Here is a 12,932-nt window from a genome sequence, read left to right as displayed (position 1 = left end):
TCTCCGAACTCGCCCGGCCCCACGCCCGTTATCCCACGATCGCGCGCGACCGGCCGAGCGCAGGGTTGCAGACACACCGATAACCGATGTTCGTCGGCCACGAGTTCCTCGCGTTCGCGCTCGCCGGGTGGGGGGCGCGCCGCGCCGGCTGTTCGGATCGACTGTCGCTCCGCCTCGGGGCGGTCGCGGCGCTCGCAGCCCTGCTTCCGGACCTCGACGTCGCCTACGCGGCGGCGACGTACGCCGTCGCCGTCGGAAACGGCGCGCCGCTCGGGTGGGAGGCGTTCTGGGGCGTCGCCAACGGCGTCCACCGCGTCGTCACCCACCCGTTGCCGGTCGGCGCCGTCGCGGCGCTCGCGTTCGGTGCGGCCGCCGCGGTCTCCCACCGCCGCCCGGACGCCCCGAACGCGTCCGCTGGATCCGGTCTGCTGCCGGTTCTCTCCGTGCTGCCGTTTCTCGCCGCGCTGCTGGCGCTCGGGAGCGCCGCCGTGTTGCTCTCGGCGTTCCGGGCCGCGGTCTCCCCGTCGGCGGCCGTCGTCGCCGCCGCGTTCCTCGCCTGCGTCGGCGTCGGCGGCGCGCTCGTCGGTCGCCGGACGGGGATCCGCGCGTCGGCGCTTTCGGCCGCCGCCGCCGTCGGCTTTCTCACTCACCCGTTCGGCGACGTGTTTCTGGCCGCGCCGCCGCCGCTTTTGTCCCCGTTCGGACTGCCGATCCTCACAGAGCGTGTCTCTCTCGCCGCCGATCCGACGCTGGATCTCCTCGGGATCCTCCTCGTCGAAGTCTCGATCGTCTGGGCCGGCATCGCGGTGTTCGCCCGACTGAGCGCCGGTCAGCAGGGCCGTGACCGGCGACTCCGCGATACGATCGACCGTCGGACGGCGCTTGGGGTCGTCTACGCGCCCGCCGCGCTCGTCCTGCCGCGTCCGACGATCGCCGACGCCCACGTGCTCGGGTTCACGATCGTCCCGCTGGCGCTCGTCGTCGCCGTCTGGGTGACCTACTCGAACGTGGCTTACTCGACAGTCCGCCCGGTCGTCTCCGAGAGGCCCGATGGCACTCCACGAACGGGCGTCCGCCCCGTCGGCGTGGCGTATCTCGGGGTTCTCACCGGTCTGGCGACGCTCACGGTCGCCGCCGTTGGATACGGTATCGTGTACCTACTTTTGTGACTCGATACCATTGACCAATACGCTTAGTACGTATCGGCACAAATGCACACGGAATCGACACGTCTCCGCTTCCATCCGGTAACCGCGGAGACGAGGTCAGATGCAGGCGCACGGACACCAGACAGCAGACAGAAATCTCGTATGTGGGACGGAACGACGCAGACGAACGCCGACAGTTCGATCGGGCTACTGGAAGATCTGACGACACTGTGGTGGTACGGCGCGGTCGTCTTCTTTCTCGTCGGCGACGTCGTCACGACGCTCGCGGGACTGCAGCTACACACGGTCGTCGAGGCGAGCCCGGTCGCCGCGTGGCTCATCAACGCCCACGGGATCTCGATGATTCTCCCGCTGAAGCTCGTGGTCGTCTGCGGGTTCTACGGGATCTACCGGGTGATCCCTCGTCCCCACAGCATCGGCGTTCCGCTCGGGCTGTGCGCGCTCGGGTTCGTCGTCACGGTCTGGAACGGCGCGGTGATCGTGTCTGCGGTCCTCTGACCGGAGGCGTCTCCCTCCGACTACCGCTGCCGCTTCTCGTCAGCGCTCCGGTCTCACTCGCCGCCGTGTTCCGAGTTCCGAGTCGCGCTCCGCCGCGCGGCCCAGCCGAGCTTGTGGAGTTCGATGGCGACGGCGATGGTCAGTGCGATACCGCCGAGGCGCAGCCACTGTGCGGCCGGGACCGGCGCGGTTCCGAGAACTGCCTGAGCGGGCGGCAGGTACATCGCACCGACGTGGATCAGGAACGCCGACACCGTCCCCGCGAGCAGTATCGGGCTTTCCAGCGGCGACAGCGCGAACAGCGAGGTCGTCTCCGAACGGGCGTTCCCGATGTTGACGACCTCGAATAGCACGATGAGCAACAGGAGATGATTTCGCGCGGCGGCCTCCGAGAACCCCTGCTCGAGCAGCCAGACGAAGGTCGCGAAGCCGCCCACGCCGATCACGAGCGCGGCGACGAGCACTCGTTCGATCATAATCCGGTTGAAGATCCGCTCGTCGGTCTCTCGCGGCGGTCGGTCCAACACGTCTCCCTCCTCGGGCTCGAACGCCAGCGCGACGTCCTGTATCCCGTTCGTGACGAGGTTCAACCAGAGAATCTGTACGGGCAACAGCGGGAGCGGGAGCCCGGCCGCGAGGCTCAACAGGACGAGCAATACCTCGCCGGCCCCCGTCGAGATGAGCAGGTAAATGATCTTGCGGATGTTGTCGAAGGCGACCCGGCCCTGCTTGATGCCCGCGACGATCGTCGCGAAGTTGTCGTCGCTGATGACCAGCTCGGCGGCGTCGCGGGCGACGTCGGTGCCCGTCTTCCCCATCGCGATGCCGATGTTCGCCTGTCTGAGCGCCGGCGCGTCGTTGACGCCGTCGCCCGTGACGGCGACGAAGTGGCCGGCGCCCCGCGCGGCCTCGACGATCTTGAGCTTCTGGTCCGGGGAGACGCGCGCGAACACGCGGGTCGTCTCGAGGATTTCCGCGAGCGTCTCCGGCGCGGCGTCTACGAGCGCGTCGCCGGTCGTGACCTCCGCCCGCGAGTCGGCGAGCCCGAGGGTGCGGGCGATGGCGAGGGCCGTCTCGGGGTGGTCGCCGGTGATCATCGTCACCGCGATCCCGGCCCGTCGGGCCGCCGTGATCGCCGCGTCCACGCCCGGACGGAGCGGGTCGATCAAGCCGAGAAACCCGAGGAACGTCAGGTTCTCGGGTTCGGGCGGCTGCCCTCCGGATTCGATGCCCGCCTCGAGCCTGCCGTCGGCGACCGCGAGCACGCGATAGCCCTCGTGTGCCAGCTCCTCGGCCTGTCGCTCCAGCGCGGCGCGCGAGAACGTGCCGTCAACGGCGTCCGTACACATCTCCAAGACGCGCTCTGGGGCTCCCTTGACGAACACCGCCGCGCCGCCGCCTCCGTCCGTGCCGTCGTCCTCCCGGTGGAACGTCGCCGCGTATCGCCGCTCGGGCTCGAACGGGATCTCCTCGGCCGGCGGATACGCCTCGAGCGCCGACGGCCGCGACCACCCGAGCTTCCGTCCGAACGAGAGCAGCGCGACGTCGGTCGGATCGCCCCGCCACGTCCACCCGTCGTCGTGCTGGTACAGGTGCCCCTCGTTGCAGAGGACGGACGCCCGCGCGAGTCGGGAGAGCTCGTCGGCGACGTCTGGATCCGGGGGATGGCCGTCTCGTACGACGCGTCCCTCGGGCGCGTACCCCTCACCGGTGACCTCGAACGCCCGCTCGCCGGGAAGCTGTACCCGCTTGACGGTCAGTTCGTTGGCGGTCAGCGTGCCCGTCTTATCGGAGGCGATCATCGTACAGCTGCCGAGTCCCTCGACTGCCACCAGCCGGCGGACGATGACGCCCACCGTCGCCATCCGCCGGCTCGCGACGCCGAGCGCCACCGTGATTCCGACGGGCAGCCCCTCGGGAATCGCCGATACGGCCAGCGCGACCGCGAACAGGAACATCTCGACGGCATCGTACTGCTGAAGGAAGACGCCGAGCAGCGCGGTCACCGCGGCGGCGACGAGGACGACGAGGCCGACGGCGCGGGTGAACCGCTCCATCCGCGTCACGAGCGGCGGCTGCCCTCCCTCGACGGCCGTGACGTCCTCGGCCAGCCGGCCGACGACGGTGTTCGCACCGGTCTCGACGACGACGCCGCGCCCCCGACCGCGGGTGACCACGGTCCCGGCGTGGGCCATATTCCGCCGGTCTCCGAGGAGGGCCCTATCGCTCCCCTCCCACGTCTCGTCTTTGAGCACCGGGGCCGACTCGCCGGTCAGCGCCGATTCGTCGACCTCTAGCCCGTGGGTAGACACGAGGCGGACGTCCGCGGGGACGCGATAGCCGGATTCGAGGAGGACGACGTCGCCCGGAACGAGTTCCTCGCCGTCGACCTCCCGCGTCTCCCCGTCGCGGACGACGGTCGCGCGGGTCCGGATGAGCTGCTGTAGGGCCTGACTGCTCCGCTCGGCTCGCCACTCTTGGACGCCCCCCACCAGCGCGTTGACGAGCAGCACGGCGGCGATGAACCCGGCGTCGGTCTCCTCGCCGATGGCGAACGAGACGACAGCGGCGGCGCCGAGAACGTAGATGAGCGGATTCTTGAACTGCCGGAGAAAGATCGCCCACACCGTCGGCGGTCTGGCCTTCGGCAGTCGGTTCGGTCCGTGTTCTGCGCGGCGGCTCGCGGCGTCCTCCGAGGAGAGCCCGCCGCCGTCGGTGTCGAGCGCCTCATAGACGTGACTGAGGCTACGGGTATACCACGGGACCGTCTCCGCGGGCGGGGAGTCAACCATCGACCACGGTACTATTCGCTCGGCGCGAACTTAGTGTCACGTGCTGACATATCTCGCTTGTTCCGCGGCTCCCGAACTCGGATCGAGGGACAAGTGGACTGGCTCAAATCACAGCGTGTCCGACGCCCCTCGTTCGGACGGTTCGCGTCACTCGCCGTCGTTGAACGAGGGGGTAGAAATGGGCCGGCTCAGATTCGAACTGAGGTTACGGCCACCCGAAGGCCGAAGGATACCAAGCTACCCCACCGGCCCGCACTCTCACAGTGGCCGTTCGCTCTTTTAACGCTTCCGAACCCGACCCGGATGGTCGCTCCCCGAATCGCCCGCTGCGGGCGCGCTCACCGCTCGAAGTACCGGTCTCGGTGGCGTCGACAGCCGGGATTGAACGCCGCGCCGCAGCGCGGGCACGCGTCGTCGCCGTCGAGGTACGTCCGAGCCGTGAGCGTCTCGCCGCAGGCGCCACACAGTACGGCGGGGTCGTCGAACCGCTCGCGGGGCCACGGCTCCGGGTCGTGATCCACGGTCTCGACGTGACACGCGTGACAGGGGAAGAACGTCTCACAGCAGCCGAATCGGAGCGCGACGACGTCGACGGTGTCGTCCCAGTGCGCACAGCGGGTCTGGGGATCGACCGCAACCCCGCAGAGCGGGACGGGGAACCGGTCGTCGACCGCCGGCGGACGCGTCGTGCGGCGCGTTCGCCCCCCGCCCCTGTCCGTCGCCCGCTTCGACCGCTCCTTCGAGTGCTTGTCATCCATCGTCGTTACCCCGCTCAATACGCGGTGAACCCTTCCGTGTCGAGGTAGTTGTGCGCGACGGTGATCGCGTGATCGGCGTGGAGAACCTCCGGGCCGAGCCGAACGCGCTCGTCGGCGGCGGCCGAAAGCAGGGACGCCTCCTCACCCGTGAAGTCGTGGTGGTCCGAGAGGACGAAAAGCGGCTCGGCGGGCGGATCGACGTCGACGACCGGGTCGCCCTCTTCGTGAAGTTCGACGACGGCCGCATCGCTGGCAAGCTCCGAGAGCGTCGCCTCGAACCCCATCCGGCGGATCGAGACCCCCGGAGTGCTCTCGGCCGGCATGTGTCCGATCGCGTCCGCCCGCCGCTCCAGCGCCGAACGGATCAGCGCGGCCGTGCTCCGTTCGTCGGGGTTGAGGCGATGGAGCGTCGCACCGTCGAACCGCACGGTGAACTCGTCGCCGAGGACGAGGTGCACCCGGACGTCCTCGCGGATCGCGTGCGAGCGGAAGAACGCGCTGTTGACGCAGCGGCAGAGGACGTCGAGCCGCCCCGCGCCGCCGGCGAGGTCGTCGAGCGAAAAGTCGGGCGTCGTCGGCGCGTCGTGGCCGACGACGAGGAACTGGCGCATAGCCGAGTTCTCGGCTCGACGCTATTGAGTCGACCGCTCCGGCGGCGACCGGGCCGCTGCAGCCGATCGGATCGCCGCAGACGACTGGGCCGCCGCAGAAAACTGGATCGCCGCGGACGACTGGATCGCTTCAGGCGATGGGGGTCGGCGTCGGTCGGGCCATCCCCCCGTCCGACCGCCCGCCCGCGTCGGACGACCCCGGCGCGTTCGCCGTCTTCTCGCCGCCGACGAGGAAGTCGGCGAGGTTACCGATGAACGCCTCGTTGTCGGCGACGTAGGCGTTCTCCGGCGCGAGGAAGTCGGTGTCGCCAACCATCGCCGCGTCGCCGGACTGCACGGCGACGGCGTACGAGTCGGCGCGGCGGGTCGTCGACAGCCGGGTCCGCTCGTCGGTCGCCAGCGCGGTCTGTCCGCCCGCGGTCGAGACCGCGACCGCGTCACGGAACACGACGCGATCGACCCCTTCCGAGAGCGATCCGTCCTCGGGGGCGGCGTAGACGCTCTTGTAGTTCTGCTGGTACTCCTCCATATTGAAGAGATAGCCCGGGCGCACCGAGACGCCGAACGACGACTCAAGCGCGGCGTCTCCGCTCGACGTCTGCTGGATCACGAGCCCGAGGAGGCCGCCGGCGGAGACCGACGACGGATCCGACAGCAGCACGACGCGTCCGCCGGCGTCGGCGAAGGCGCGCAGGCCGTCGAGTTGCGCCGGTGTGTACGGCCGGGTCGGGTTCGCGGCGACGAACGCGTCGGCGTCCCGAAGCGACTCGTTCCACTCGTCGCCGCGCGCCCGCTCTTGGGTCACGAACCGGATCTCGTGGCCGTTCTCGACCAGCGCGTCGAGAAGCGGTGAGAGGTCGTCCTCGGAGACGTCGTTCGCGTGGGCGCGATCGACGAGGACCGTCTTGCTCTCGGCGTCTTCGTCCATCGTGATCGATCCGGACGCCTCGGCGGCGGGAACGGTCACCCCGTCGAGGTCGGTCTGCTGTTTCGCGAGGTTCGTCACCTCGGGGGACTCCCCGCCGACGAGGAACGGGAGGGCGGCCGCCCCGCCGACGACGAGCGCCACGACGAGGACGAACGCGACTGCCGGCCCGGCGAGTTCACGCGCCTGCATCGCTCGTCACCTCCGGATCGTGGTAGGGTACTTCGTCCACCATCAGCGGCCGCGTGACGGGGGCGAGGCCGTTCGTCCGGTCGCTCCGCTCGTATATCATCGTTCCATTGTCTGTCTGGGCGGCGAGGAGGATGATCCCGCCCGTCATCGGCGGGTCCTCTCTGGCCACGTCGTAGTTCTCCATCCCGGCCATCTCGGCCGCGCTGTCGATCGCCGTGGGGAGCGAACCGACGTCGTCGGCGTAGCCGTTCTGTGCGGCCTCCGGCCCGAGGTAGGTCTTCGCGTAGGCGACCTCTTCGCGGGAGACCGACAGCGCCTCGCCGCGGTGGTCCATCACCCGGTCGACGAACTGCCGTTTGAGCGACTCGACGGCCCGGCGGCGGTCCTCGCCGGTCGGCTGGGCCTTGTCCGGCCCGGTCCGGATGACTGAGTCCGGATAGGGCACGCTCCCGCCGGAGCCGATCACGCCGACGCTTCCGACCTCCGAGGAGGAGAGGACGTAGATTTCGTCGGCGGGGAGCATCGCGTAGTACGCGCCTGACGCGCCGACTCCTTGCACGGACGCGACGACGGGCATCTGTTCTGCGGTTCGGAGCACTTCGAGGTACAACCGCTCGCTCGGTGCGACGTAGCCGCCGCCGCTGTCTACCTTCAGGACGACCGCTTTCACGGACTCGTTCGTCCGCGCGTCACGGAGGTCTTCCGAGACGCTGTCGACCGTCGTACCGGAGATGGTGCCGGATATCGTGATTACCGACACCGTCCCGTCCGACTGGCTGGAGGCCGCGTAGCCGTAGGCAGCGGGGGCGAGTACCGCACTCACAAGGACGGCCGCGACGACGGCCACGACGAAGATCGTCTTCGCCGACGCCGCGGATGAATCTCTGTTCATACTGCGCCTCGACGGTGTCGTCTGATTCCTAAAGTCGTTCGCGAGACGAAAAGACGGATTTGAGTCACACCTTCACACGGACCGCCCGGTGCGTGAGGGCGGGCCCGCCTCCGGTCAGTCTGCCAGCCCGTATCCGCGCCGGAAGAGGACTACGTCGAGGCAGATGATCGTCACCGTGAGCCCCGACAGGACCGCCAGCGACGCGTTCGGATCGACCTCGCTGACGCCGAGGAATCCGTATCGGACGCCGTTGACCATATAGATCATCGGGTTCAGCAGCGACACCTGCTGGACCGTCGCCGGCAGCTCGTTCAGCGAATAGAAGACGCCGCCGAAGAACACCAGCGGCCGGAGGATGAACTGATTCAGCATCGTCAGGTCGTCGAAGTCGTCGGCCCAGAGGCCGGCGACGACGCCGAGGGAGGCGAAAAGCAGCGTGATCACGGCTCCGAAGGCGACGAGATACAGCGGCCGCACGACGCCGACCGGGGTGAAGACGGCCCCGATCAGCGAGATCAGGACGCCGACGATCGCCCCGCGGATCGCCGCAGCGAGGACGTAGGCGCCCACCATCGTCCGGTAGGAGAGCGGCGAGGTGAGCACCTCCTCGATGTAGCGGTTCCAGCGTCCGTGAAAGATGTTGAACGACGTGTTCTCGAAGGCGTTCGAGATGGCACCGAGCACGACGAGCCCGGGGAGGATAAAGAGGATGTACGGCACGCCGGCGATCTGATCGATCCGCTCGCCGAGGATGACGCCGAAGACGGAGAAGTAGAGCACGTTGGTGATAAAGGGCGGGAGGAAGGTGTTCCGCGGGCGGCGCAGAAAGCGGAGTATCTCCCGGCGCAGCAGCGCGAGAAAGCCCGTCGCGTCGAATTTCATCGCGACGCCACCTCCGGTGTCGCCCGGCCCTCGCCGGCTCTGGTCATCTCGACGAACACCTCTTCGAGCGACGTGCGCTGGATCTCCAGGTCGACGATCTCGTGGCCGGCCTCGTCGAGTCGACTGACGATCTCCGGGGTGACGAGCCCGCCCTGGCGGGCGGTGACGACGAGCCGGTTCCCGTCGAGTTCGACCGATTCCACGCGGGCGTCGAGCGCCGCGAAGTCGGGGACCGACACCGGCTCCTCGCGCAACTGGACGACGACGTCGTCGGTGCCGCGGTCCATCAGCTCCTCGGGCGTGGCGACGTCGAGGACGCGGCCGGAATCGAGGATCGCGACCTCGTCGCAGAGCCGCTCGGCCTCCTCGATGTAGTGCGTCGTGAGCAGGATGGTCGTCCCGTGTCTGTTCAGGTCGACGATGGTCTCCCACAGTTCGTGTCGGAGCTGGACGTCGACGCCGGCGGTCGGCTCGTCGAGGATGAGCAGATCCGGGTCCGTGATGAGCGCCCGCGCGAGCATAAATCGGCGCTTCATCCCCCCGGAGAGCCAGTCGAAGCGCGTGTCACGCTTGTCGTAGATGCCGACGCGTTTCAACACCTCGTCAGCCCGTTTCGCGGCGCGCTGCTTCGAGACGCCGTGATAGCCGGCCTTGTGCTCGAGCACCTCGCGGATCGGGAAGAAGCGGTCGACGTTGAACTCCTGCGGGGCGAGGCCGATGCTGTCGCGGGCCTCCTGGTACTCGGCTTCGACGTCGTAGCCGAACACTCGCGCGTCGCCGCCGCTCTTGCGAACGAGGCCGACGAGGATGTTGATGAACGTCGTCTTTCCCGCTCCGTTCGGCCCGAGAAGGCCGAAGAACGATCCCTCCGGGACGGTGAGGTCGATCCCGTCGAGCGCCTGCACGTCGCCGTAGGACTTCCGTAGGTCGTTGATCTCGATCGCCGGATCCATTTACTCACCCTCGGTCCTCAGCGCCCCTAAGCACCACGAAGTCGACGCCGCCGCTGCTACAGCAGTGAACGGTGGCTGTCGCGTCGCCGCGGGCGAGTGCGACGGCGAAACACCGATTACTGCCGAACGCGACCTGTCACCGTGGAACCGCCGGATGAACCCGTCGAAGGGGCCCCACCGACGACCTCCGACGTCGCTGGTCCGCCGAACGCCCCCCGCACCGCGGCCTCGGAGCGGCTGGCGCGGCTCCGCCGGGAGAGCCGTCTGCTCGACAGCGCGGTCGAGATTCCCGTCCTCAACGTCAGGGTCGGTCTCGATCCGCTCTTGGGGCTGCTTCCGGGCGTCGGCGACGTCACGGCGACGGCCGCCTCGGCGTACATCGTCGCGGAAGCCGCTGCGCTCGGCGCGCCTCGGGCGACTCTCGCCCGGATGTGTCTGAACCTCCTCGTGGACGCCCTCCTCGGGTCGGTTCCGCTCGTCGGCGACGCGTTCGACGTCGTCTGGCGGGCGAACGACCGAAACGTCAGACTGCTCGAAGCGCGGACCGCAGACCCCTCGGGAGAACAGCGGGACAGACGAGTGGTGCTGGCGCTCGGCGTCGGCGTCTTCGCCGTCGTGTTCGCCGCCAGCGTGGGCGCTCTCGCGGTGGCGTGGTGGCTACTCGGCGCCTCCGGCGTCGTGTAGTGTCGCAATGGCGAACAGCCGGCACGATCGCTCCCTCACGTCGGTGTGCCGGACAACCGCTGGCCGACGCGGGATCGCTGCTAGCGCACGGGGATCCTGCCCCCGTCTTCGGATAAAAACCCACGGCCGACGCGGGCGGACATCCGGCGGTCGCCGCCGACCGCGAAGGACAAGACAGAAGCGACAGCCGCGAGAGTGACGCGTATGAGCATTCTCGCCGACGCCCGCGCGCTCGACGCGCAGGAACCCGTCTGTGACGCCTGCCTCGGTCGGGCCTTCGCCGACCGGAGCCACGGGCTGACCAACGCCGAGCGGGGAAAGAGCCTCCGCGTCGCCGCCGCGCTGGAAGACGACGAACCCTATGATCCGGTCGATACCGCCGAGTGCTGGGTGTGCGAGGGCCTGTGCGCGGAGTTCGACGAGTGGGCCGAGCGCTGCGCGGCCGCCGTCGAGGGCGTCGAGTTCGACACCTACCAAGTCGGGACGCGACCGCCGCCGCTCCTCGAGGAGAACGAGATCCTCCTCCGCGAGGGTGCGGGCCTCCCCGAGGACGCCGGCGAACTGTTCAAATCCGAGTTCAACCGCGAGGTCGGAAAGCGAGTCGGCCGGCTCACCGACACCGACGTCGACTTCGGCCGGCCGGACGTCCAGTTCACCCTCGATATCGAGGCCGACAGCGTCGATGTCGACGTCCACTCGGCGTTCGTCTACGGCCGCTACCGGAAGCTCGAACGCGACATCCCGCAGACGGAGTGGCCCTGCAACGCCTGTCAGGGCTCGGGCTACGTCGGCAAACAGCCCTGCGAGAAGTGCGACGGCACGGGCTACCTCTATCAGGACAGCGTCGAGGGGCTGACCGCGCCGATCGTCCGCGACGTGATGGACGGCACCGACACGAAGTTTCACGGCGCGGGCCGGGAGGACGTCGACGCGCGGATGCTCGGCACCGGTCGGCCGTTCGTGATCGAGGTGATGGAGCCGCGCCGTCGTCACGTCGACACCGAGCGCTTGGAGGGCGATATCAACGCTTTCGCCGAGGGACGCGTCGAGGTCGAGGGGCTCCGGCTCGCCGACTACGAGACGGTCGAGCGCGTCAAGAAGCTCGACGCCTCCAAGCGCTACCGCGCGGTCGTCGAGTTCGGCGCCCCGGTCGACGCCGACGCGCTCGCGGCGGCGCTCGCGGAGCTGGACGGGGCGACGATCGAGCAGTACACGCCGCACCGCGTCGATCACCGCCGGGCGAGCCTCACGCGCACGCGGAAGGTCTACGAGGCGACCGGCGAACTCGACGACGAGACGCACGCCACCGTCGAGATCCACGGCGCCGGTGGCCTCTACATCAAGGAACTGATCTCCGGCGACGAGGGCCGGACGACCCCGAGTCTGGCCGACCTGCTCGACGTCGACAGCGAGGTGACCGCCCTCGACGTCGTCGGCGTCTACGGGGAGGAGGAGTCGTTCGAGGACGAGTCGTACTTCCTCGACGGGGCGTCCGAGGCGGCCGAGCAGGGCGCCTCCGGAACCGACGCCGCCGACTCCGACCCGCCGACGGGAGAATGACAGCCGACTCCGACGCGCCGAGGATCGGAAGCGATGAGGCGGGGAAAGGCCCCGTGATCGGACCTATGGTCGCCGCGGCGGTCCGCGCGCCGCCGGGGGCGATCCCCGACGGCGTCGACGACTCGAAGCGGCTCTCCCCGGCGCGCCGCGAGTCGATCACGGCGGCGCTCCGGGAGTGCGACGCCGTCGCCGTCGGCGTCGCGGTCGTCTCTACGGATCGGATCGACGATCCGGCGACGGACATGAACTCGCTGACGGTCGCGGGGCACGCCGAGGCCGTCGCCGCGGTCGCCCGCGACGGCGACAGCGTGCTCGCGGACGCCGGCGACGTCAGCGAGTCGCGGTTCGCCCGGCGAGTTTGCGAGGGCGTCGCCGACGCGGGGTCGGACGCGTCAGTTCGCGTCCGCGCCGAGCACGGCGCCGACGCGACGTACCCGCTGGTCGCAGCCGCCTCGGTGATCGCGAAGGTCGAACGCGACACCCGCATCGAGGCGCTCGCGACCGAGTACGCCGAGTACGGCCCGATCGGGAGCGGCTATCCGAGCGATCCGACGACGCGGGACTTCCTCAGCCGGTACGTCGGCGAGACCGGGGCGTTGCCGGCGTGCGCTCGCGCGTCGTGGTCGACGTCGGCGGACGTGCTCGCGGCCGCAGAGCAGTCCGCCCTCTCGGAGTTTTGATCGCGGGCCGACCTACCGCATCGAATCGAGGGAGACGAAGGACCCCTCCTCGGCGGAGATCCACGTCGTTTGTAACGTCGGTGAGTCGGCTTCGGCGGGGTAGATTGTACACTCGTCGGCGTCGCCCTCGTACGTCTCGACGCGGGCGACGAGGGCCTGTTCGCGGCCGTCCGTGTCGGAAGCGGTGCCGTCGTCGGCGGGCGGGGAGTCAGTAGGGAGGTCAGGGTCGATGGGCATTGTGTGTCTCGCGTCCCCCGTTTCCGTCGGGGGCCAGGTAGTGGTTGTCGCCCAGTACAGTTCGGAGTTGTCGCGGGATCGTATTTAAACAGTCGCCTA

Annotated in this window: 13 protein-coding genes and 1 tRNA gene; 5 read left to right on the top strand and 9 right to left on the bottom strand. The window is 69.2% G+C overall.

The features are described from left to right. The first annotated feature begins 86 nt into the window (after positions 1 to 86). Together ACT3HL_RS12070 and ACT3HL_RS12065 are read left to right on the top strand one after the other, a co-directional pair. Positions 87 to 1,169, top strand: coding sequence for a metal-dependent hydrolase (locus ACT3HL_RS12070; protein ID WP_445087087.1), 1,083 nt, complete (start codon positions 87 to 89; stop codon positions 1,167 to 1,169). 141 nt (positions 1,170 to 1,310) lie between these two features. Continuing rightward, a complete protein-coding gene (locus tag ACT3HL_RS12065; RefSeq protein WP_445087086.1) occupies positions 1,311 to 1,667 on the top strand; it encodes a DUF5658 family protein in 357 nt (118 codons plus the stop codon). A 53-nt stretch (positions 1,668 to 1,720) separates the two neighbouring features. On the opposite strand, the gene ACT3HL_RS12060 is transcribed toward ACT3HL_RS12065, so the two are convergent. From ACT3HL_RS12060 to ACT3HL_RS12025, 8 genes are all read right to left on the bottom strand, one after another. Next, entirely contained in the window at positions 1,721 to 4,459 is a 2,739-nt protein-coding gene (locus ACT3HL_RS12060) for an HAD-IC family P-type ATPase (protein ID WP_445087085.1), read from the bottom strand. 179 nt (positions 4,460 to 4,638) lie between these two features. Continuing rightward, a tRNA-Pro gene (locus ACT3HL_RS12055) sits at positions 4,639 to 4,711 on the bottom strand. Between the two features lie 86 nt (positions 4,712 to 4,797). Further along, on the bottom strand, positions 4,798 to 5,217 hold the full coding sequence (locus tag ACT3HL_RS12050) for a CHY zinc finger protein (protein WP_445087084.1): 420 nt from the start codon (positions 5,215 to 5,217) through the stop codon (positions 4,798 to 4,800). Between the two features lie 14 nt (positions 5,218 to 5,231). Next, positions 5,232 to 5,828 carry a tRNA (pseudouridine(54)-N(1))-methyltransferase TrmY gene (gene trmY, locus ACT3HL_RS12045; RefSeq protein WP_445087083.1) on the bottom strand — a complete coding sequence of 199 codons (597 nt, stop codon included), beginning with the start codon at positions 5,826 to 5,828 and terminating at the stop codon, positions 5,232 to 5,234. A gap of 130 nt (positions 5,829 to 5,958) precedes the next feature. Beyond that, the gene (locus ACT3HL_RS12040; protein WP_445087082.1) at positions 5,959 to 6,945 is read right to left on the bottom strand and encodes a hypothetical protein; all 987 of its coding nucleotides are present in this window, start codon (positions 6,943 to 6,945) and stop codon (positions 5,959 to 5,961) included. Then, positions 6,932 to 7,837: a S49 family peptidase gene (locus tag ACT3HL_RS12035; protein ID WP_445087081.1), complete on the bottom strand. Its 906-nt coding sequence runs from the start codon at positions 7,835 to 7,837 to the stop codon at positions 6,932 to 6,934. Before ACT3HL_RS12035 ends, ACT3HL_RS12040 begins: the two co-directional genes overlap by 14 nt. Positions 7,838 to 7,951: 114 nt before the next feature. Further along, complete coding sequence (locus ACT3HL_RS12030) at positions 7,952 to 8,719, bottom strand: ABC transporter permease (RefSeq protein WP_445087080.1); 768 nt, start codon at positions 8,717 to 8,719, stop codon at positions 7,952 to 7,954. Continuing rightward, positions 8,716 to 9,672, bottom strand: a complete 957-nt coding sequence (locus tag ACT3HL_RS12025; protein ID WP_445087079.1) for an ATP-binding cassette domain-containing protein — start codon at positions 9,670 to 9,672, stop codon at positions 8,716 to 8,718. Before ACT3HL_RS12025 ends, ACT3HL_RS12030 begins: the two co-directional genes overlap by 4 nt. A gap of 141 nt (positions 9,673 to 9,813) precedes the next feature. Here ACT3HL_RS12025 and ACT3HL_RS12020 point away from each other — a divergent pair, with 141 nt between their 5' ends. From ACT3HL_RS12020 to rnhB, 3 genes are all read left to right on the top strand, one after another. After that, positions 9,814 to 10,356 carry a DUF4112 domain-containing protein gene (locus tag ACT3HL_RS12020; protein WP_445087078.1) on the top strand — a complete coding sequence of 181 codons (543 nt, stop codon included), beginning with the start codon at positions 9,814 to 9,816 and terminating at the stop codon, positions 10,354 to 10,356. Between the two features lie 204 nt (positions 10,357 to 10,560). Beyond that, positions 10,561 to 11,916 (top strand): tRNA pseudouridine(54/55) synthase Pus10, encoded by a 1,356-nt coding sequence (locus ACT3HL_RS12015; RefSeq protein ID WP_445087077.1) that lies wholly within the window; start codon positions 10,561 to 10,563, stop codon positions 11,914 to 11,916. After that, on the top strand, positions 11,913 to 12,596 hold the full coding sequence (gene rnhB / locus ACT3HL_RS12010; protein WP_445087076.1) for a ribonuclease HII: 684 nt from the start codon (positions 11,913 to 11,915) through the stop codon (positions 12,594 to 12,596). Before ACT3HL_RS12015 ends, rnhB begins: the two co-directional genes overlap by 4 nt. Positions 12,597 to 12,608: 12 nt before the next feature. Here the strand turns inward: rnhB and ACT3HL_RS12005 are convergent, their stop codons facing one another. Further along, a complete protein-coding gene (locus ACT3HL_RS12005) occupies positions 12,609 to 12,833 on the bottom strand; it encodes a DUF7511 domain-containing protein (protein ID WP_445087075.1) in 225 nt (74 codons plus the stop codon). Positions 12,834 to 12,932 lie beyond the last annotated feature (99 nt).

The organism is Halobellus sp. GM3, from assembly GCF_052545375.1.
This window is presented reverse-complemented; position numbering and strand designations above follow the sequence as displayed.

Bases quoted from the DNA above. Each gene is read 5' to 3' on its own strand.
- ACT3HL_RS12070 (WP_445087087.1), top strand. From the start codon at position 87: ATGTTCGTCGGCCACGAGTTCCTCGCGTTCGCGCTCGCCGGGTGGGGG.
- ACT3HL_RS12065 (WP_445087086.1), top strand. From the start codon at position 1,311: ATGTGGGACGGAACGACGCAGACGAACGCCGACAGTTCGATCGGGCTA.
- ACT3HL_RS12060 (WP_445087085.1), bottom strand. From the start codon at position 4,459: ATGGTTGACTCCCCGCCCGCGGAGACGGTCCCGTGGTATACCCGTAGC.
- ACT3HL_RS12050 (WP_445087084.1), bottom strand. From the start codon at position 5,217: ATGGATGACAAGCACTCGAAGGAGCGGTCGAAGCGGGCGACGGACAGG.
- trmY (WP_445087083.1), bottom strand. From the start codon at position 5,828: ATGCGCCAGTTCCTCGTCGTCGGCCACGACGCGCCGACGACGCCCGAC.
- ACT3HL_RS12040 (WP_445087082.1), bottom strand. From the start codon at position 6,945: ATGCAGGCGCGTGAACTCGCCGGGCCGGCAGTCGCGTTCGTCCTCGTC.
- ACT3HL_RS12035 (WP_445087081.1), bottom strand. From the start codon at position 7,837: ATGAACAGAGATTCATCCGCGGCGTCGGCGAAGACGATCTTCGTCGTG.
- ACT3HL_RS12030 (WP_445087080.1), bottom strand. From the start codon at position 8,719: ATGAAATTCGACGCGACGGGCTTTCTCGCGCTGCTGCGCCGGGAGATA.
- ACT3HL_RS12025 (WP_445087079.1), bottom strand. From the start codon at position 9,672: ATGGATCCGGCGATCGAGATCAACGACCTACGGAAGTCCTACGGCGAC.
- ACT3HL_RS12015 (WP_445087077.1), top strand. From the start codon at position 10,561: ATGAGCATTCTCGCCGACGCCCGCGCGCTCGACGCGCAGGAACCCGTC.
- rnhB (WP_445087076.1), top strand. From the start codon at position 11,913: ATGACAGCCGACTCCGACGCGCCGAGGATCGGAAGCGATGAGGCGGGG.
- ACT3HL_RS12005 (WP_445087075.1), bottom strand. From the start codon at position 12,833: ATGCCCATCGACCCTGACCTCCCTACTGACTCCCCGCCCGCCGACGAC.